This window comes from Stenotrophomonas sp. Steno-Z10-HUANG (genome assembly GCF_056393075.1).
The window spans coordinates 373,894-392,161 of the sequence record NZ_JBWJPA010000003.1 but is presented as its reverse complement, the minus strand read 5'-3'; the positions used below and the strand labels follow the sequence as shown (position 1 = coordinate 392,161).

Genomic DNA, 18,268 nt, shown 5'->3' with positions numbered 1-18,268 from the left:
TCGTCTCCGTCAGGCGGCCTGCGCCTGCAGGCGCAGGCGCTGGAAGTAGACGTCCTCGAGCCCCGGCGCGACCGGCTCGAAGCCGGCTTCCGGGCAGGTGTCGGCGAACACATGGATCACCGGATGGCCGCCCACCAGCCGCGTCGACAGCACGGTGAAGCGGCTTTCATAGTCCGCCAGCGCGGCCTTGGCCACCTGTTTGCGCCAGACCTGCGCCTGCAGCGCGGCGATCGCATCGACCGGCTTGCCGGACAGCAGCACCTGGCCCTTGTTCATGATGGCCATGGCCGGGCACAGGTCGGTGACGTCCTCGACGATGTGGGTGGACAGGATCACCACCACGTTCTCGCCGATTTCGGCGAGCAGGTTGAGGAAGCGGTTGCGCTCTTCCGGGTCCAGGCCCGCGGTCGGCTCGTCGACGATCACCAGCTGCGGGTCGCCCAACAGCGCCTGGGCAATGCCGAAGCGCTGGCGCATGCCGCCGGAATAGGTGCCGAGCTTGCGCTTGCGGGCATCCCACAGGTTCACCTGCTGCAGCAGGCCCTCGACCACTTCCCGGCGCTGCGCGCGCGCGGTCAGGCCCTTGAGCACGGCGAAATGGTCGAGCAGGTCCAGCGCGCTGACTTTCGGGTAGACGCCGAAATCCTGCGGCAGGTAGCCCAGCCGGCGGCGCAGCGCGTCCTTGTCCCTGAGCACGTCGATGCGGGTGCCATCGGCGGTGGTCAGGGTGGCGCTGCCGGCATCGGCCTCCTGCAGCGTGGCGAGCGTGCGCATCAGCGAGGACTTGCCGGCGCCATTGGGCCCGAGCAGCCCGAACATGCCGCGCGGAATGTCGAGATCGACATTGTTCAATGCATGCACGCCATTGGCGTAGGTTTTCGACAGACCGCGGATCTGCAGCATGGGGCCGGACCTCTCCTTGGATGATGGCCGCAACATGCCGCCGCGGCCGGGCTGCCGGCAATGCGCCGGAAGTCATTGGGACCAGGGACGTGGGAGGGCGGCGGATGTGACCGGCGGCGCGGCCACGGCCGCCCGTGCGGGCGCGGCCGGGCGGCAACCCGCGCGCCGTGCCCGTCGCGGCCGGTCGCCGTCAGGGCAGTTCGTACAGCTCCAGCGGCAGCGCGTCGGGGTCGGCGAAGAAGGTGAAGCGGCGGCCGGTGTACTCATCCACCCGCACCGGCTCGCAGGCCACGCCCTCGGCCTGCAGGTGGGCGATGGCCGCGTCCAGCGCGGCGACGCGGAAGGCGAGGTGGCGCAGGCCCCGCGCTTCCGGGCGACTGGGGCGCGGCGGCGGGGCCGGGAACGAGAACAGCTCCAGCCCGGTGCCGTCGGGCAGGCGCAGGTCCAGCTTCCACGACTGGCGTTCGGCGCGGAAATTCTCGGCCACCACCTCCAGCCCGAGGATGCGGGTGTAAAAGTCGCGCGAGCGCGCGTAGTCCGACGCGATCAGCGCGACGTGGTGGATGCCCTGCAGCTTCACCGCTGCGGGGCCTGCCAGCGGCGGGCGATCTGCAGCGCCAGCGCATAGGGCTCGGGATCGTTGCGGTTGCTCAGCACGACCACCGTCAGCTTCTGCTTCGGGTAGCGCACGATCACGTTGCGGAAGCCGATGCTCTCGCCGCTGTGCCACAGCGCATCGCCGTTGATGCGCCAGCCGAAGCCGTAGTGCGGCACGTCCGGTTCCGGCGTCGCCGTGGCCGCGCTGAAGGCCTGCTGCAGCGAGGCGCGGCGCAGCAGGCGCTCGTCGTACAGCGCGGCGTCCCACTTGGCCAGGTCGTCGATCGAGGAATAGATGCCGCCGTCGCCGAGCACCGCGCTGGTGGTGCTCTGGTCGGTGCGCTGCCAGTGGCCATCGATCTGGCTGTAGCCGTAGGCGCGCTCGGGCACCTCGTCGACGCCGTCCTGGTGGGCGAAGGTGGCGGTCATGCCCAGCGGCAGGAAGATGCGCTGGCGCAGGAAGCTGGCGAAGTCGCTGCCGGAGGCCTTGCCGACCACCAGCGCCAGCAACGCGTAGCCGCTGTTGCTGTAGCGGTAGCTGCTGCCCGGCGCGAAGTAGGTGCGGTTCTCCTTCTGCAGCAGGTGCAGCACGTCGATGTCATGCACCTGGCGCGTGTCGGCCGGGTCCATCAGGTCTTCGTAGTCGAGCAGGCCGCTGCTGTGGCTGAGCAGCTGGCGCAGGGTCATCGCGTCGGCCACCGCCGGCAGCTCGGGCAGCCACCTTTTTAGCGGGTCGTCGATCGACAGCGCGCCGTCCTCGGCCAGCAGCAGGATCGCGGCGGCAGTGAACTGCTTGCTCACCGACGCCAGCCGGAAGTTGGTGGCCGGCGATACCGGCGTGCCGTCCTCCAGCACCGCCAGCCCATAGCCGCGGCGGAACACCGGTTGCCCGTCCTTGAGCACCAGCACCGCGGCACCGGGCACGCGGCCGTCATAGCGTTGCATCAGGCCGTCGATGCCGGCGTCCGGCGCTGCCGGCGGCGCGGCGCCGGCCACCGTGGAGAACGCGAACAGGCACAGCGGGGCGAGTCGGGACATCCACGGCAGCATGGCGGCTCCTTGCAGGGTCAGGGGGTCTTGCTGGCAATCCAGCGGTCGATCTTGGCTTCCAGAATATCCAACGGCATCGAGCCGTCCTTCAACACTTCATCGTGGAACTCGCGTGGATCGAAGCGCTCGCCCAGTGCCGCCTGCGCCTTCTCGCGCAGGCGCCGGATCTTGATCTCGCCCACCCGGTAGGCCAGCGTCTGCCCGGGCAGGGCCATGAAGCGCTCGACTTCCGCGGCGGCATCGGCGGCGCTGATGTCGGCGTTCTTCACCATGTAGTCGATCGCCTGTTGGCGGCTCCAGCCGGCCGCGTGCAGGCCGGTGTCGGCGACCAGCCGCACGGTGCGCAGCAGGGTGGCCTGCAGGTAGCCGAGGCGGTCGTATGGGTCGCGGTACAGGCCCAGTTCGTCGCCCAGCGACTCGGCGTACAGGCCCCAGCCCTCGATGAAGGCGACGTCGCCGCCGAGCCGCCGGAAGCGCGGCAGCGTCGACAGTTCCTGCTGCAGCCCAAGCTGCAGGTGATGGCCGGGGATGCCCTCGTGCAGGTACTGCATCGGCACCGCCCAGCGCTTGCGCGACGGCAGGTCGCGGGTGTTGACCTGCAGCCGCCCGTGCTGGCCGCCGTCGGCCGCGGTCGGCGGCTGGTAGCTGGCGGCGCTGGCGGTCAATGCATGCTCGGCCGGCACCGGTTGTACCTGCAGCGCGGCCCTGGGACGGGTGGCGAACAGCGCCGGCAGCGCCGCGTCCACCTGTTGCCCCACCTCGCGGTAGCGCGCCAGCAGCGCGGCCTCGTCGCGGAAGGTGAACTGGCGGTCGTTGCGCATGGCGTTGAACGTCTTCTGCATCGAGCCGCGGATCCGGGCTTCCTTCATGACCCGGGCGATGCGCTCCTGCAGGTCCTTGACCTCCTGCTCGCCGAGCGCGTGGATCTCGGCCGGCGTGCGCGAGGCGCTGGTCAGGCCGGCGATGGTGTGCGCGTACCAGGCCTGGCCGCCGGGCAGGGCGCCGAGGCCGTCGCTGGCGCGCGTGGCCGGCAGGTACTGGGTGGCGATGAAGCCGCGCAGCGCGCGGTAGGCCGGCAGCAGCCGGTACTCGATCATGCGCTTGTATTCGGCGGCCAACCGTTCCCGGTCCGCGGCCGGGAAGTCCTCCGGCATGTTGCGGATCGGCGCCCAGAAGATGCTTTCCTCGGCGGTCGGGGTGATCACCGCGTCCAGCTGCGGCAGCACCTTCTCCATCAGCGCGCGCGGCTGCACCACGCCGGCGGCCATGCCTTCGCGCATGTTGGCGATGGCCTGGTCGAACAGCGCCGGCACCCCGAGCGAGCGCCGCGACCAGTTCTCGTAGTCCTTCACCGTGCGGAACGGCTGCGCGCCGGCTCCCGAACCGAGCACCGCGATGATGCTGGCGAGGTTGTTGTAGGGGTTGATCGGCAGCATCCACGACGGGTACTGCTCGGCGGCCAGCGAGATGCGCGCGTCGCGCATGAAGATCTCGTAACTGAGCAGGTCCTGGCCCTGCAGGCCGTCCTTGCCCAGCGCCTCGGCCTTGCCCTGCCACTCGACCATGAAGTCGTGCGCCTGGCGGCGCGAGGCCGGCGACAGGAAGTTGGGCAGCTGGTCGTTGAAGCGCGGGTCGCCCTGGAACGTGGCCTGCAGCGGGTTCAGCCGCATCGACGCATCCCAGTACTCGTCGTAGAGCCGGTTCAGGCGGGTGGCCTTGTCCTGGGTGACCGGCAGCGGCGCGCGCGCCGGGCGGGGCGCCGGACGCGCCGGGGGCCTGCTGCCGCGCGCCTTGGGCTTGGCGGTGCGCGATTGCGTCGCGGTCGGGCGCTGGCTCTTCTTCTTCGCCGCCTCGACGGGCGCGGCGGCGGAGAACATCAGGACGGAGGCCATGGCAAGCGCGAGAAGGCGAAGCGGGCTGGAGGTCATCGGTGGTTCCGGAAACGCACAGGCCCGGGAGCTTGCCTTAGCGGCCGGCGCTAGTGAAGAGCAACCGGCAACGGATAAAGGCGGCAGTCACCCCCGGTGCCCGCCCGGCGCAGCCTGTTCCTGCCCTGGCGAGCGGCGTTTCAGCGCTCGCCGGCGCGGGTGAACGGCACGCTGTCCGGGGCCACCGCGCCACCGGAGATGATGAAACTCATGGCCTGGTCCACGGTCCAGTCGGTCGGCGTCAGCAACTCCACCGGCACGATCTCCAGATAGCCGGAGGTCGGGTTCGGCGTGGTCGGCACGTACACCGCGGCCAGTTCGCGGCCGGTGCCATGTTCGCGGATGACGCGGGTCACCAGGCCCACCGATTTCATCTCGCGGTGCGGGAAGTCGATCAGCACCACCCGCTGGGTGCTGCCCGGCTGGGTCTGGAGGATGTCCAGCAGCTTCTTGGCGCTGTCGTAGATGATGCTGGCCAGCGGGATGCGGCGGATCACCGCGCCGAACCAGCGCAGCAGGCGCTGGCCGATGACTCGGCGGCTGAGCACGCCCACCAGCAGGATCACCAGCAGCGTGGCGAGCAGGGCGAAGATGTCCTGCATCCATTCCACCCGTACCCAGCCCAGGTAATGCGGGAAGGACGCGGCGATGCGTTCGGACAGCGGCACCACCAGCGGGCTGCTGATGCCGGACAGCAGCACGAACACGAACTTGATCACCACCCAGGTCAGCCAGATCGGCAGCAGGGTGAGCAATCCGGTCAGGAACAGGCGCTGCAGGGAGGGGCGGTGGGGTGCGGCGGGAGCTTCGGGCGACATATGGGGATTGTAGCGGTGAGCGGCATGGCCGGGATGGCGGTTGCAGGTGGGCGATGCAGGGCGACGTCGGATATCGTTCATCAATCCGGCGTGTCGATCGGCCAGGGAAGGAGATGCCATGAAACATCGGGAGGGCAGGACCATGGGCAAGGTGTTGCGACGGATGGCCGCAGGCCTGGCCGGGCTATTGTTGCTGGTGGCGGCGGTCCTGCTGCTGTCGTCGCTGTGGCCGTTGTCGGCGACGCAGAAGCGTGCGTTGGCGGTACTGCAAGCGCCGCGCGACCTGCCGGGCAGCAACGGCTACGCCACGCTCGCCACGCTGGGCATGGCGGGGACGCCCGGGCAGCGCCAGGCACGGGTGGACGCCTATGTGGCCGAGTACCTACGTTGGCATGCCGGTTTCGTCGACCACACCCTCGAAAGCGGTGGCCAGCGGGAAGAGGGAATGCTGGAAGTCAAGCCGCGGCTTGGCGCCGGCGGGAACACCGAGCCGTTCGATCCGGTGTTGTGCAGGCATGCCACCGGCTGCCTGGCGCGGGTGCGTGGGCAACCGCAGGCCGTGGCCGAGGCCCTGCTGCCGCAGGCGGCCGTGCTGGCGCAGATGGACGAACTGGCCGCGCATGGCCATTACCAATCGCCGCTGCCGCTGGATGCGGCCACGCCGGTGCCGAACATGCGACCGTTGTTCGTGCCGTTGGCGGCGCACGCGCTGGCCCACGTGCAGGGCGACAGCCAGCGCTCACTGGCCGGGCTGTGCCGCGATGCCGGTATCGGGCGCATGCTGCTGGGCCATGGTGACAGCCTGCTCACCAGCATGGTCGGCGGCGCGCTGCTGGCCGCCAGCGCGGAGCTGTTCGCGGACGTGCTGGCCGAATTGCCGGTGGATGCGCCGATACCGGAGGGGTGCACCACCGCGCTCGCGCCGCTGACGCCGCAGGAAGCCAGCAACTGCGCGGGCATGCAGGGAGAATTCGCCATGGTGCGCGGCGGCTATCCCAGGGTGGCGCAGCTGGCGCAGGATGCGCCTTGGTGGGTGACGCCGCAGACGGCGAAGCTGCTGTACGACCGCGACAGGAGCGTGGCCCGCGTGGCTGAAACGATGGGCCAGGCCTGCCTGCCTGAAACCCTGCAGGCGATCGCCGGGGACCGCCCGTTGCCACCGGCGCCGGTGCCGTCGGTGTGGCGGCTGGAATGCGCCGCCAACGCCGTCGGCTGCATCCTGAGCGGCATTGCCGGGCCGGCGTATGCCCGGTATGGAGCGCAGCAGCAGGACACCGCCGCCCGGTTGCGGTTGTTGAATGCGGCGCTGTGGCTGCGCGGGCATGCGGCACAGCGGGCGGACAGGCCGCTGGCCGAACGCCTGGACGCACTTCCGGCCGGGCTGCGTGGTGCGCAGCGGCCCATCACCGTGTCCGCCGATGGCACCGCGCTGGAAACGCCGGCCTATGCCAGGCAGGGGCAGGTGCTGCGGATGCCGTTGCCGCTAACCGCCTCCAGCCGCTGAAGCGCGGCCGCCGGGCCTGCGCCGCGGGCGTGCAGCGTCTGCCGCGCGTCTCCGCGGTCACTGCCGTGGCTACCCGCGCTGGCGTGCTTCCGGCTTGGGGCGTACGTAGACCTGCTTGCGGACGCGCGCGACCACTTCGCCGTGCGCGTCGAGCACGTCATTGCTGAACCAGCGCAGGTGCTTGGCGCCACCGGCGGTGGCCGCGCGCACCTGTTCGAGCGTGGCCGTGTCGAGCCGGAATTCGGTACTGACCGTGCCCTTGCCGGGCCTGATGAACTCGATCTCCCCGGCCTTGTCCCACACGTAGTAGTCGCGCCCGAGGTTGTGCAGCAGGCACAGCATCCAGAACGGATCGGTCATGGCGAACAGGCTGCCGCCGAAATGGGTACGTACGTAGTTGACGTTCCACGGGCGCTCGCGCAGTTCCACGCGTACATAGCGGTAATCGGCGTGGAGCTCGGTGACGTGGATGCCGGTGAACAGGAACGGCGGCCACAGATTGATGCCGAGGCGGAACGTGCTGGCTTTCATGACGGACTGGAGCGTACGCGGGACCGGGAGTCTAGCATTCGCTGCCGTATGGTGAGGCGGCTGGCGCCTCAGTCGGCCACCCGGTAGCCGTCGCGGCCGGCGGCCTTGGCCTGGTACAGCGAGGCGTCGGCGTCGCGGAACAGTTCCCCGGGCAGGCTGTCGGCGCCCGGCACGATGGTCGCCACGCCGACGGTGACGCTGATCCTGGCCTGGCGGCCCTTGCCGACCGCCACTCCCGCCTGGCGGACGCGGCCGATGAGGGTTTCGACCAGCAGGACCGCGCCCTCGCTGGCGGTGTCCGGCAACACCAGGGCGAACTCGTCGCCGCCGAAGCGCGCAGCCAGGTCGCGCGGCCGCCGCGCCAGCTCGCCGATCATCCGCGCGGTCTGCTGCAGCACCAGGTCGCCGACGTGGTGGCCGAAGGTGTCGTTGTAGTGCTTGAAGTTGTCCAGGTCGATCAGGGCCAGGCTCAACGGCCGGCCGCCGCGTCGCGCCGCTTCGTATTCCTGCTGCAGCGCTTCTTCGAAACGCATGCGGTTGGCCAGCCCGGTCAGCGGGTCGCGGTTGGCCTGGCGGCGCCAGTAGCGCAGCTGCCACAGGCCCCAGGCCACCCACATCAGCAACGCGCCGCCGACCGCCGCCGCCGGTGCGAACCACAGGTTGAAGCCGCGCAGCAGCACCGTGCTGAGCAGCAGCGGGAGCAGCAGCGACAGCACCGCGACCAGCCACGGCGACAGCCGGCGCTGGGTCATGCCCAGTGCGCACAGCGCCACCAGCACGAACACCGCGGCCAGCTGCAGCGGCGGGCGCAGCGGCAGGATCACGTGCCCGCCGAGCAGCATCGAGGCGACGTTGGCCTGGTACTCGGTGCCGCTCATCCAGTACTCGCGCGAGGTCGGGGTGAGCAGGCGCGGGGCGATGCCGCTGGCGGTCATGCCGACGATCACCAGCCGGTCGCGCAGCAGCCCGGGCGGCAGCCGCCCTTCCAGCACGTCGATGTAGGACACCTGCGGGAAGCTGCCCGGCGGCCCGGCGTAGCGCAGCCGCACGTAGTTGTCGCGCCGCCACTGGTACGGCGAGAGCGTGTCCGGGGCCGGATCGGCCAGTCCGGGGATGGGGCCGTCGAGGCCGCTCAGCGCCAGGCCCAGTGCCGGCCAGTACGCCGAACCGACGCCGGCGCGCAGGTACAGGCCACGGGCGACGCCGTCGCCATCGACCTCGATGTCGGTATGCGCCAGCCCGTCGGCCACCGCGGCCAGCACCGGTACCGGCAGCAGTTCCTCGGGGACGGCCTCGTCGCTGGCCGCGGCCGCCAGCACCGGCAGCACGACGTTGCCGCCGCGCTTGATCGCCGCCGCCAGCTCCGCGTCCTGGCGCGCGTCCTTGCGGTCGGGCTCGGGGAACATCAGGTCCAGCGCGACGCGGCGCGCGCCGGCTTCGCGCAGGCGCTCGAGCAGCCGCGCATGGGTGCCGCGCGGCCACGGCCACTGCCCCAGCTGCTGCAGGCTGCGCTCGTCGATGGCGACGATCGCCAGGCGCTCGTCGGGCGGGTAGTGCCAGTTGCCCACCAGGCGGTCATACACGTATTCGTCCTGCTGCCAGAGCAGGTGCGTCTGGCTGGCCCACCCGGCCAGCGCGCCCACGGCCACGGCCAGCAGCAGCCGCCACGGCCAGGGCAGCAGGAACAGTCTCACAGGGCGAGCAGCATCAGGGCGCCGGCGCCGTAGCAGAGCTTGCACGGCAGCCGGATCTGCTGGGCGCTGGAGAACGGGCCCGCATAGCCGTCGTCGTCGATGTACTGCACGCGCACGTGCAGGGTGCCGCCGCGCCAAGGCTGTTTCATCACCACCTCCGGCACGCGGGTTTCGCGGTCGAGCAGCGGGGCGCTGAAGTCGCCGCGGCGGTCCACCTGCACGCGATAGCGCTGGCCGTCGGCGCCGGGCTGCCAGCGCAGGGTCAACTGGCCCCTGCCGGCCTGCGCCGGTTGCAGGCCGGAATCCGGCGGCGCGTCGCTGACCCGCAGGGGCAGGGCCTGCCCGAAGCGGCCGCTGCGTCCCTGCGCATCCACCGAGGCGACCCGCCAGTAGTAGTCGCCGGGCGCCAGGGCAACCGGCGAACGCAGCCGGGTGGCGTCGGTGCGGCGTTCGACCAGTGGTTGGCGGAACGCCGGCTCGCGCGCGATCTGCAGCACGCTGGCGGTGGCGCCGGGCACCTGCGCCCAGGCGAAGCGCGGCTGCGCCTGGGCCAGGGTCTGGCCATGCACCGGGGCGGTGGTCAGCGGCGGCGGCAGGCCGTCGGGTACCTCGAAATCATGGGCGCTGTCGTGGCCTTCGACACCGTCGGCGGCCACCGCGCGCACCAGCAGGCGCAGCTGCCCGCCTGGCAGGTCGTCGATATGGATGCTGGAATCGGTGGTGTCGCGCGCGAACAGCAGGACCTCGGGCGCATCGGCGCGCACCACCTCGACGCGGTAGCCGCGCGCCTGTGGCACCGGCTGCCAGGCCGCCAGCAGCGGCAGCGGCGCCAGCCGCAGCCGCGCGGCGTCGAGCTCCGGTGCGGGGGGCAGCGGCTGCACCGCCGCCGGCGCGTGCCCGGCCGAGGCGCTGAGGCTGGCCTGGCCGGGGGCGACCATCCGCTGGCCATGGCGGTTGCCCACCTGCACCCGGCCTTCGACCACTTCGGTGGCGGCCGGGTCGCCGTCCTGTCCGGCGCTGACCCGGAACACGGTACCGCGCACGCTGCTGGTGGCCGTGGGCGCGGTGATCATATAGCGCGATGCCGGCCCCTGCGCCGGGGTCACCCGGCTGCCACTGCGGCCGCGCTGCAGCCGCAGGCGCGTATCCACCATGCCGGTGGCGCCATAGCTGCTGAGCTGGTCCAGGCGCAGCTCCGAGTGCTCGCGCAGCAGCAGCCGCGAATCGTCGGCGAACGCCAGGGTGATGCTGGCGTCGGCACCGGTGCGGATGTGGCTGCCGATGGGCAGGCGCATGCCCTCGCGCGCTGCCGCGGACGGCTGGCCATCGGTGCCGACATCGACCTGGCCGCGCACCGCCACGACGCGCGCCGGCGCGGGCTCCACCCGCAGCCAGGCGATGGGAAACCGCAGCACCTGGCCCGGTGGCAGGCGGTAGGGGTTGGCCACCGCGTTGTGGTTCCGCAGCTCTTCCCAGGACACGGTGGGCTTGAGATAGCGCGTGCCCAGGTCCCACAGGGTGTCGCCGGGGCGCACGCGATAGTTCCAGTCCTGGGCGCTGGCCGCGGCCGAGCACGACAGCGGCAGCGTCGCCAGCGCGATCTGCAGCAGCACGGTCAGGCGCAGCCCACCCCGGTTGAACGACATCATCGGCAATAGGTCCTTGCGTCGCGGGAACCGGCGCCCGGCATTGCTCGCGCCTCCCTCCCCATGTGGCACGGCGGTGTCGCCGTACGTCATCACCACGATGAACAGCGCATTATCCGGCAGGCCGCGCTTCACCTGCCTGAACGTGCAATGACACTCAGAACAGGAGCGAGGACATCCGGCGCCGGTAACGGCCGACGAGGTCGTCGTCCTCGACGACGCGGAACGCATCGATCAACGCCTTGCGCGGCAGGCCGTCGCGGTAACCGCGGTCGATCCGCAGCATTTCCAGGAACTGCTCCAGCGCCGCTTCCTCGCTGCCGCCCAGCAGCTGGCGGATGCCGAGCAGGTAGCGCGCCTCCAGGTCGTTGCCGTCGGCCTGCACCCGCGCGGCCAGGGCGTCGGCCGGCGGCGCGTCGGCGGCCGCGGCGTGGAAGTCCAGGCGTGCGCGGGCGCGGATGGTGCGGTCGTCGGTGGCCAGGTTGGCGGGCAGGGCGTCGAGCAGTTGCCCGGCCTCGGCGACCTCGCCGGTGCGGATCAGCGCCAGCGCCAGGTCGAGCCTCAGTTCGGCCTTGTCCGGCTCGGCGGCAATGGCCTCGCGCAGCGCGGCGACCTGCGACAGCGGATCCAGCGGCGCCGGCTCGGCCTCGAGCTCGACCGGCGCCTCGGCCGGGGTGATGCCGTGCTGGGACAGGAACTCGCGCAGCTGGCCTTCCGGCAGCGCGCCGGGGAAACCGTCCACGATCTGCCCGTCCTTGACCAGGAACACGGTGGGCACCGAACGGATCTGGAACGCCGCGGCGATCTGCTGCTCCTTGTCCACGTCGACCTTGGCCAGTTCGAACGCGCCGTGGTACTCGCCGGCCAGCTTCTCCAGGATCGGCCCCAACGTCTTGCACGGCCCGCACCAGGTCGCCCAGAAATCCACCAGCACCGGCGTCTGCAGCGATTTCTGCAGGACGTCGGTTTCGAAGGTCTCGGTCGTGGCGTCGAAAACGTGGGGCAGGTCGGACATCGCGGGACTCGCAGTGGGAGGTTTCGTCGGAGATGGTGGCAGAGCGCGTGGATGCAAGTCGATGTAAAATATATTTGACATGGTGGCGGGCGGATGCCAACGTCGCATCGCATCGCGCCGGTGCTGCCAAGGGGGTGGCGCGCGCGGGAGAGAAGGGGAGAGTCCATGGAACGCACCGGCACGCGCGTGGCGATCAACCGGCAACAGAAGCTGGCCTGGCTGCTGCTGGCCAGCGCCGGCCTGGCCTCGGTCCTGTTGGGGCGCTGGCTGCTCCTTGGCGGCGCGGGCGCGCGCGCGGATGTGCTGGGCCCCGCCTGGTGGCTGTTCCTGGTCGGCGCGTTCCTGTTCCTGCGCCGCGACGGCGGCGTCGTGGCCGACGAGCGCGACCGGGCGATCCAGGCGCAGGGCGCGCGTGCCGGCTACGCCGCGCTGGCGTTGATGCTGATGGTGGCTTCGGTGCTGGCCGAGGAGCATGCGGATTTCGTCGCGGCGCGCGGCGGTGCCTGGCTGGGGAGTTTCCTGGTGTGGCTGGTCGGCCTCTCGCTCAGCGTGCACGCCGCGGTCATGCTGTGGCATTACCGGTACGGCTGCCGGTGAGCGGCACGCCGGTCGGCAACGACATCCGCCGGCTGCGGGTCGAACACGGCGAGATGACCCAGCAGGCACTGGCGGACGCCTGCGGCGTGACCCGGCAGACCATCATCGCGCTCGAGGCCGGACGCTATGCGCCGTCGCTGGAACTGGCGTTCCGCATCGCCCGCGCGTTCGGCGCCGGCGTCGAGGATGTCTTCCACTGGCGCGGCTGAGCCGGCAGGCGGTGGCGTGCGCGCCAGCGGCGCAGCCTTCACAATCGCCGGCATCGGCTGGCGCGCTCCTGCGCCGGCAAGCACGGGATCGAAATGGCGATGGTGTGGAAAGAATGGGTGCGCTGGGCCGGGCCGGCGTCGGTGGTGATATGGCTGGTGGCGCTGGCGGTGTTCGGCGCGCGGCTGCCGTTCTACGACCAGATGCGCCACCCGGTTTCGCTGCTGGGCGCCACCGGCGTTCCCGGCGCGGGCTCGTTCAATGCGCTGGGCTTCGTGCTGCCGGGGCTGTTGGCGGCGCTGGCCGCGCTAGGCCTGGTGCTGCGCATGCCGGCTACGGCCTCGCGGCCGCTGCGGGTGGCCGGGCAGATGCTGCTGCTGGCCGGGCTGGCCTTCGCCGCCATGGGCGTGTTCCCGCTGGACGCGCAGGACATCGAGAACCGCGCCAGCCAGGCCCACGCCAGCGTCTGGCTGCTGTGGCTGGTGGCGTTCGGCGCCGGCGCGGCGATGCTGCGCGTGGGCGCCGCGCGCGATGCGGCATGGCGCCCGGTCGCCACCCTGGCGGTGGCCTGCGCGGTGTGGATGCTGTGCAGCGCGTTCGTGTTCGGCAGCGTCATGCCGGTGGCGATGGCGCAGCGGCTGGCCTTCCTGGGCTGGGCGCTGTGGCTGGCGCTGCTGGCGCGGATGGCGCCGCGCTGAGCAGGGCGGCGCGCTCCCACCATGGGAAGCGCGCGTAGCCGTCACTGCTTGTAGATCACCCCGTCCTTCATCACGAAGCGCACGTCCAGCACGGCGTTGATGTCCTGCAGCGGGTCGCCGGCCAGGGCGATCACGTCGGCGCGCTTGCCGGCTTCCAGCACACCCTGGTCGTCCACGCCCAGCACCTGCGCGGCATGCACGGTGGCGGCCTGCAGCGCGTACGCGGCGGGGATGCCGGCTTCGACCATGTAGACGAACTCGCGCGCGTTGTCGCCGTGCGGGCCCACGCCCTGGTCGGTGCCGAAGGCGATCCTGACCCCGTTGCGGTAGGCCCTGGCCGCGGTCTGGCTGATCAGCGCGCCGATGCGCGCGGCCTTGGGCCGCACCACCTCGGGGAAGTAACCGTCGATGGCCGCCTTCTCGGTGACGAAGCGCCCGGCGTAGAAGGTGGGCACGTACCAGGTGCCGTGCTGCTTCATCAGCCGCATGACCTCATCGTCCATGTAGGTGCCGTGCTCGATGCTGGTGACGCCGCCGAGCACCGCGCGCTTCATGCCCTCGGTGCCGTGGGCATGGGCGGCCACGCGGAAGCCGTAGTCGCGCGCGGTATCGACGATGGCCTTGACCTCGTCCACGGTGAACTGCGGCGCGTCGCCGGAGCGCGCGTAGCTGAGCACGCCGCCGGTGGCGGTGATCTTGATCACGTCGCTGCCGTCCTTGTAGCGCTGGCGCACCGCCTGGCGCGCCTCGTCCACCGAGTTGATCACGCCCTCGGTGGGGCCGGGGGCGCCGATCAGGTGCGCAAGCTGGTCGTTCCAGCCGTTGGTCGGGTCGGCGTGGCCGCCGGTGGTGGCGATGGACTTGCCGGCGGCGAAGATCCGCGGCCCCTTCACCAGCCCCTGGTTGATCGCGTCGCGCAGGTGCGGGCCGACCTCGCCGCCGAGGTCGCGCACGCTGGTGAAGCCGGCCATCAGGGTCTTTTCGGCGTAGCCGACCGCGCGGAAGGCGTAGTCCACCGGATCCAGGCGGAAGCCTTCGGAGTAGCTCTGCGGGCTGGACTGGCTGCCCAGGTGCACGTGCAGGTCGGTCCAGCCGGGCAGGCACACCTTGTCGCGCAGATCGACCGCGCGCGCACCGCCGGTTGCCGCATCGGCGCCGGCCAGCACCTGCTGGATGCGACCGTCGGCCACCAGCAGCGTGTGCGGCCCCTTGAGCTGGCCGCTGCGGGCGTCGAACAGGCGACCGCACTGCACGGCGACGGGTTCGGCCCAAGCCGGGGCGCAGGCCAGCAGCAGGACGGTGGCGAGGTGGCGGCGGATCGGCATCGGTCTCATTCCCCAGGGATGGAGCCGCCAGCATAGCGGGCCGGCGCGGGAAACCGGCCGGGCGCCCGGGGCGCTCGTGGCCGCCGCCGGGCGAAAGCGCGCAAGCGATTGATATTGCAGGAAACGGGTTTTTCCCGGGGGCGGCGGGGTGGGCCGGATTGGAGCCCTCTGGTGCACTGCGGTACGCTGTCCCGCTTTGCCGCAGCCCCAACGCTTTCATGTCCAGCGTCGAAACCCACATCTACGATCCCCAGCAGGTCGAAACCGCTGCCCAGAAGTACTGGGAAACCACCCGTGCCTTCGAGGTCGACGAAACCTCGGACAAGCCCAAGTACTACTGCCTGTCGATGCTGCCGTATCCGTCCGGCGCGCTGCACATGGGCCACGTGCGCAACTACACCATCGGCGACGTCATCAGCCGCTACAAGCGCATGACCGGGCACAACGTGCTGCAGCCGATGGGGTGGGACGCGTTCGGCCTGCCGGCCGAGAACGCGGCGATCAAGAACAACACCGCGCCGGCCAAGTGGACCTACGCCAACATCGACCACATGCGCGGCCAGCTCAAGTCGCTGGGCTATGCCATCGACTGGTCGCGCGAGTTCGCCACCTGCACGCCGGACTACTACGTGCACGAGCAGCGCATGTTCACCCGGCTGATGCGCAAGGGCCTGGCCTACCGCCGCAACGCGGTGGTGAACTGGGACCCGGTGGACCAGACCGTGCTGGCCAACGAGCAGGTCATCGATGGCCGCGGCTGGCGCTCGGGCGCGCTGGTGGAAAAGCGCGAGATCCCGCAGTGGTTCCTGCGCATCACCGACTACGCCCAGGAGCTGCTGGACGGCCTGGACGAGCTGGACGGCTGGCCGGAATCGGTCAAGACCATGCAGCGCAACTGGATCGGCCGTTCCGAAGGCCTGGAGATCCAGTTCGACGTGCGTGACGTGGACGGCAGCGTGCTGGACCCGCTGCGCGTGTTCACCACCCGCCCGGACACGGTGATGGGCGTGAGCTTCGTGTCCATCGCCGGCGAACACCCGCTGGCGGTGCATGCGGCGAAGAACAACCCGGCACTGGCCGCGCTGCTGGCCGAGCTGAAGCAGGGCGGCGTCTCCGAGGCCGAGCTGGAAACCCAGGAAAAGCGCGGCATGGACACCGGCCTGAAGGCGGTGCACCCGGTCAGCGGCGAGCAGGTGCCGATCTGGGTCGCCAACTTCGTGCTGATGGGCTACGGCACCGGCGCGGTGATGGCCGTTCCCGGCCACGACCAGCGCGATTTCGAGTTCGCCAGCAAGTACGGCCTGCCGAAGAAGCAGGTCATCGCGCTGAAGCACCCCAAGAACGACGACGAGCGCAGCTACGACCCGGACCGCTGGCAGGACTGGTACGGCGACAAGACCCGCGAGACCGAGCTGGTCAACTCGGCCGAGTTCGACGGGCTGGATTTCCAGGGCGCCTTCGAGGCGCTGGCCGAGCGCTTCGAGCGCAAGGCCCAGGGCCAGCGCCGGGTCAACTACCGCCTGCGCGACTGGGGCGTGAGCCGCCAGCGCTACTGGGGCTGCCCGATCCCGGTGATCTACTGCGACAAGTGCGGCGCGGTACCGGTGCCGGAAGACCAGCTGCCGGTGGTGCTGCCCGAGGACGTGCAGTTCACCGGCACCGGCTCGCCGATCAAGGCCGACCCGGAATGGCGCCGGACCACCTGCCCGGAATGCGGCGGCGCGGCCGAACGCGAGACCGACACCTTCGACACCTTCATGGAGTCGAGCTGGTACTACGCCCGCTACACCTCGCCGGGTGCGCGCGAGGCGGTGGACAAGCGCGGCAACTACTGGCTGCCGGTCGACCAGTACATCGGCGGCATCGAGCACGCGATCCTGCACCTGATGTACTTCCGCTTCTTCCACAAGCTGCTGCGCGACGCGCGCATGGTCGACAGCAACGAGCCGGCGCGCAACCTGCTGTGCCAGGGCATGGTGATCGCCGAGACCTTCTACCGGCTCAACGCCGATGGCTCCAGGGACTGGTTCAACCCGGCCGACGTGGACGTGGTGCGCGACGAGCGCGGCCGCATCACCGGCGCCACCCTGCGCAGCGACGGCCAGCCGGTGGTGATCGGCGGCACCGAGAAGATGTCCAAGTCCAAGAACAACGGCGTCGATCCGCAGGCGATGGTGGCCAAGTACGGCGCCGACACCGTGCGCCTGTTCTCGATGTTCGCGGCCCCGCCGGAACAGTCGCTGGAATGGAACGAGGCCGGCGTGGACGGCATGGCGCGCTTCCTGCGCCGGCTGTGGACCATGGTGCACCGGCATGCCGCCGATGGCGGCGCGCCGGCGCTGGATGTCGCCGCGCTGGACGCCGGGCAGAAGGCCCTGCGCCGCAAGACCCACGAGACCATCGGCAAGGTCGGCGACGACTACGGCCGCCGCCATGCCTTCAACACCGCCATCGCCGCGGTGATGGAGCTGCTCAACGTGCTGGCCAAGTTCGACGACGCCAGCGACCAGGGCCGGGCGGTGCGCCAGGAGGCCCTGCAGGCGGCGGTGCTGCTGCTCAACCCGATCACCCCGCATGCCTGCCATGCGATGTGGCAGGCGCTGGGCCATGGCGAGACCCTGCTGGAAGACCAGCCGTTCCCGCAGGTCGACGCCGGCGCGCTGGTCAAGGATGCGCTGACCCTGGCGGTGCAGGTCAACGGCAAGCTGCGCGGCACCATCGAGGTGGCCGCCGACGCCAGCCGCGAGCTGATCGAGGCCGCCGCCAGGGAAGAGCCGAACGCGGCCAAGTTCCTGGAAGGCCTGGCCGTGCGCAAGGTCATCATCGTGCCGGGCAAGATCGTCAACATCGTGGCGGGTTGATCCGCCTGCGGCGCGCCCCCGATGGTTCGCCATCCGGGCGCGCGGCGGCGCGTTTGTCATTCGCTGCGGCTTGTGGTCTGTCGCGGCGCCCCCCCATCCGCGCTTGCGCGCGGATCGCCCCCCAACCTGGGGGGCTGGGGCTTGGCAACCGGCTTTTTCGCGAATGCTTTCCTACCAGGAGCGTGTGAGCGCCGGCTCCGGCTTCGTTTTGCCCCCGCACGCCCGGAGTGCGTTTGCGAACAGTGGATCAGCGATCCCGGTTTCATCCCCGCTCACACCCGATGGGCGATGATGCGTGCCGTTTTCTGTTGCCGCTCCCGGCCGGCTCCGCCAGACTGTGCCCATGACCCGATACCTGACCGCCCTCGTCCTTGCCGTGAGCCTGACCGGTTGCGGCTTCCACCTGCGCAACAGGCTCACCCTGCCGGAGGACACCCCGGCGGTGAAGGTCGAATCGAACGTGCGCTACAGCGAACTGGTCAAGCTGCTCGAGCGCGGGCTGCACGCCTCCGGTGCGGTCGTGGTCGGCGAGGATGCGCCCGGCAAGGGCGCGGCCCGGCTGCAGATCCGCTCCGAGCGCTGGGGCGACCTGCCCATCGCCATCGACGCCCAGGGCCGCACCCAGGAATACAGCATGCGCTACGCGGTGGTGTTCGTGTTCCAGCACCCCGACGGCAGCGTGCTGGTGCCCGAGCAGGTGATCGAACTGTCGCGCGACTATGTGTCCGAGCCGACCGACGCCACCGGTACCACCACCGAGCGCGAGATCCTCGCCGACGAACTGCGCCGTGAGATGTCCGCCTCGATCCTGCGGCGCATCGACAGCGTGGTGCGCGCGCAGATGGAAAAGGAGCGCGGCGCCGCTCCGGCCACCGGCAAGGACGGCTGAGCGAT

General features: G+C 70.8%; 16 protein-coding genes. 6 read left to right on the top strand and 10 right to left on the bottom strand.

Features of this window, described 5'->3' with window-relative positions:
- Positions 1-9: 9 nt before the first annotated feature.
- The 5 genes from AC06E6_RS06850 to AC06E6_RS06830 form a co-directional block, all read right to left on the bottom strand.
- Entirely contained in the window at positions 10-903 is an 894-nt protein-coding gene (locus AC06E6_RS06850) for an ABC transporter ATP-binding protein (RefSeq protein ID WP_478060700.1), read from the bottom strand.
- Between the two features lie 190 nt (positions 904-1,093).
- Positions 1,094-1,483 (bottom strand): SMU1112c/YaeR family gloxylase I-like metalloprotein, encoded by a 390-nt coding sequence (gene gloA2 / locus AC06E6_RS06845; protein ID WP_478060699.1) that lies wholly within the window; start codon positions 1,481-1,483, stop codon positions 1,094-1,096.
- Positions 1,480-2,538 (bottom strand): serine hydrolase domain-containing protein, encoded by a 1,059-nt coding sequence (locus AC06E6_RS06840; protein WP_240211816.1) that lies wholly within the window; start codon positions 2,536-2,538, stop codon positions 1,480-1,482. Before AC06E6_RS06840 ends, gloA2 begins: the two co-directional genes overlap by 4 nt.
- Positions 2,539-2,567: 29 nt before the next feature.
- Positions 2,568-4,478 (bottom strand): DUF885 domain-containing protein, encoded by a 1,911-nt coding sequence (locus AC06E6_RS06835; RefSeq protein WP_240211817.1) that lies wholly within the window; start codon positions 4,476-4,478, stop codon positions 2,568-2,570.
- A gap of 140 nt (positions 4,479-4,618) precedes the next feature.
- On the bottom strand, positions 4,619-5,296 hold the full coding sequence (locus AC06E6_RS06830; RefSeq protein WP_161613568.1) for a DUF502 domain-containing protein: 678 nt from the start codon (positions 5,294-5,296) through the stop codon (positions 4,619-4,621).
- A gap of 118 nt (positions 5,297-5,414) precedes the next feature.
- On the opposite strand from AC06E6_RS06830, the gene AC06E6_RS06825 reads away from it, so the two are divergent.
- Entirely contained in the window at positions 5,415-6,800 is a 1,386-nt protein-coding gene (locus AC06E6_RS06825; protein ID WP_240211818.1) for a hypothetical protein, read from the top strand.
- Positions 6,801-6,869: 69 nt separating this feature from the next.
- Here AC06E6_RS06825 and AC06E6_RS06820 read toward each other — a convergent pair whose 3' ends face one another.
- From AC06E6_RS06820 to trxA, 4 genes are all read right to left on the bottom strand, one after another.
- Complete coding sequence (locus AC06E6_RS06820; RefSeq protein ID WP_240211819.1) at positions 6,870-7,331, bottom strand: DUF4442 domain-containing protein; 462 nt, start codon at positions 7,329-7,331, stop codon at positions 6,870-6,872.
- Positions 7,332-7,399: 68 nt separating this feature from the next.
- Positions 7,400-9,025 carry a CHASE2 domain-containing protein gene (locus AC06E6_RS06815; protein ID WP_240211820.1) on the bottom strand — a complete coding sequence of 542 codons (1,626 nt, stop codon included), beginning with the start codon at positions 9,023-9,025 and terminating at the stop codon, positions 7,400-7,402.
- Positions 9,022-10,806 (bottom strand): FecR family protein, encoded by a 1,785-nt coding sequence (locus AC06E6_RS06810; protein ID WP_478060695.1) that lies wholly within the window; start codon positions 10,804-10,806, stop codon positions 9,022-9,024. Before AC06E6_RS06810 ends, AC06E6_RS06815 begins: the two co-directional genes overlap by 4 nt.
- Positions 10,807-10,828: 22 nt before the next feature.
- A complete protein-coding gene (trxA, locus tag AC06E6_RS06805; RefSeq protein WP_240211822.1) occupies positions 10,829-11,686 on the bottom strand; it encodes a thioredoxin in 858 nt (285 codons plus the stop codon).
- A gap of 165 nt (positions 11,687-11,851) precedes the next feature.
- Here trxA and AC06E6_RS06800 point away from each other — a divergent pair, with 165 nt between their 5' ends.
- From AC06E6_RS06800 to AC06E6_RS06790, 3 genes are all read left to right on the top strand, one after another.
- Positions 11,852-12,283 carry a hypothetical protein gene (locus AC06E6_RS06800; protein WP_240211823.1) on the top strand — a complete coding sequence of 144 codons (432 nt, stop codon included), beginning with the start codon at positions 11,852-11,854 and terminating at the stop codon, positions 12,281-12,283.
- Complete coding sequence (locus AC06E6_RS06795; RefSeq protein ID WP_161613575.1) at positions 12,280-12,492, top strand: helix-turn-helix transcriptional regulator; 213 nt, start codon at positions 12,280-12,282, stop codon at positions 12,490-12,492. Before AC06E6_RS06800 ends, AC06E6_RS06795 begins: the two co-directional genes overlap by 4 nt.
- Positions 12,493-12,591: 99 nt before the next feature.
- Positions 12,592-13,188 carry a DUF998 domain-containing protein gene (locus AC06E6_RS06790; RefSeq protein WP_345778720.1) on the top strand — a complete coding sequence of 199 codons (597 nt, stop codon included), beginning with the start codon at positions 12,592-12,594 and terminating at the stop codon, positions 13,186-13,188.
- Between the two features lie 41 nt (positions 13,189-13,229).
- Here AC06E6_RS06790 and AC06E6_RS06785 read toward each other — a convergent pair whose 3' ends face one another.
- Positions 13,230-14,513: a metal-dependent hydrolase family protein gene (locus AC06E6_RS06785; RefSeq protein ID WP_240211825.1), complete on the bottom strand. Its 1,284-nt coding sequence runs from the start codon at positions 14,511-14,513 to the stop codon at positions 13,230-13,232.
- A gap of 218 nt (positions 14,514-14,731) precedes the next feature.
- Between AC06E6_RS06785 and leuS the strand changes: the two genes are divergently transcribed.
- Entirely contained in the window at positions 14,732-17,374 is a 2,643-nt protein-coding gene (gene leuS / locus AC06E6_RS06780) for a leucine--tRNA ligase (protein ID WP_161613578.1), read from the top strand.
- Positions 17,375-17,717: 343 nt separating this feature from the next.
- Entirely contained in the window at positions 17,718-18,263 is a 546-nt protein-coding gene (locus AC06E6_RS06775; RefSeq protein WP_161613579.1) for an LPS-assembly lipoprotein LptE, read from the top strand.
- Positions 18,264-18,268 lie beyond the last annotated feature (5 nt).

What these genes read in the sequence shown, in the direction of transcription:
- AC06E6_RS06790 (WP_345778720.1), top strand. Translation starts at nt 12,592, where the DNA reads ATGGTGTGGAAAGAATGGGTGCGCTGGGCCGGGCCGGCGTCGGTGGTG.
- AC06E6_RS06820 (WP_240211819.1), bottom strand. Translation starts at nt 7,331, where the DNA reads ATGAAAGCCAGCACGTTCCGCCTCGGCATCAATCTGTGGCCGCCGTTC.
- leuS (WP_161613578.1), top strand. Translation starts at nt 14,732, where the DNA reads ATGTCCAGCGTCGAAACCCACATCTACGATCCCCAGCAGGTCGAAACC.
- AC06E6_RS06835 (WP_240211817.1), bottom strand. Translation starts at nt 4,478, where the DNA reads ATGACCTCCAGCCCGCTTCGCCTTCTCGCGCTTGCCATGGCCTCCGTC.
- AC06E6_RS06850 (WP_478060700.1), bottom strand. Translation starts at nt 903, where the DNA reads ATGCTGCAGATCCGCGGTCTGTCGAAAACCTACGCCAATGGCGTGCAT.
- AC06E6_RS06785 (WP_240211825.1), bottom strand. Translation starts at nt 14,513, where the DNA reads ATGCCGATCCGCCGCCACCTCGCCACCGTCCTGCTGCTGGCCTGCGCC.
- AC06E6_RS06800 (WP_240211823.1), top strand. Translation starts at nt 11,852, where the DNA reads ATGGAACGCACCGGCACGCGCGTGGCGATCAACCGGCAACAGAAGCTG.
- AC06E6_RS06775 (WP_161613579.1), top strand. Translation starts at nt 17,718, where the DNA reads ATGACCCGATACCTGACCGCCCTCGTCCTTGCCGTGAGCCTGACCGGT.
- AC06E6_RS06830 (WP_161613568.1), bottom strand. Translation starts at nt 5,296, where the DNA reads ATGTCGCCCGAAGCTCCCGCCGCACCCCACCGCCCCTCCCTGCAGCGC.
- AC06E6_RS06840 (WP_240211816.1), bottom strand. Translation starts at nt 2,538, where the DNA reads ATGTCCCGACTCGCCCCGCTGTGCCTGTTCGCGTTCTCCACGGTGGCC.
- AC06E6_RS06825 (WP_240211818.1), top strand. Translation starts at nt 5,415, where the DNA reads ATGAAACATCGGGAGGGCAGGACCATGGGCAAGGTGTTGCGACGGATG.
- trxA (WP_240211822.1), bottom strand. Translation starts at nt 11,686, where the DNA reads ATGTCCGACCTGCCCCACGTTTTCGACGCCACGACCGAGACCTTCGAA.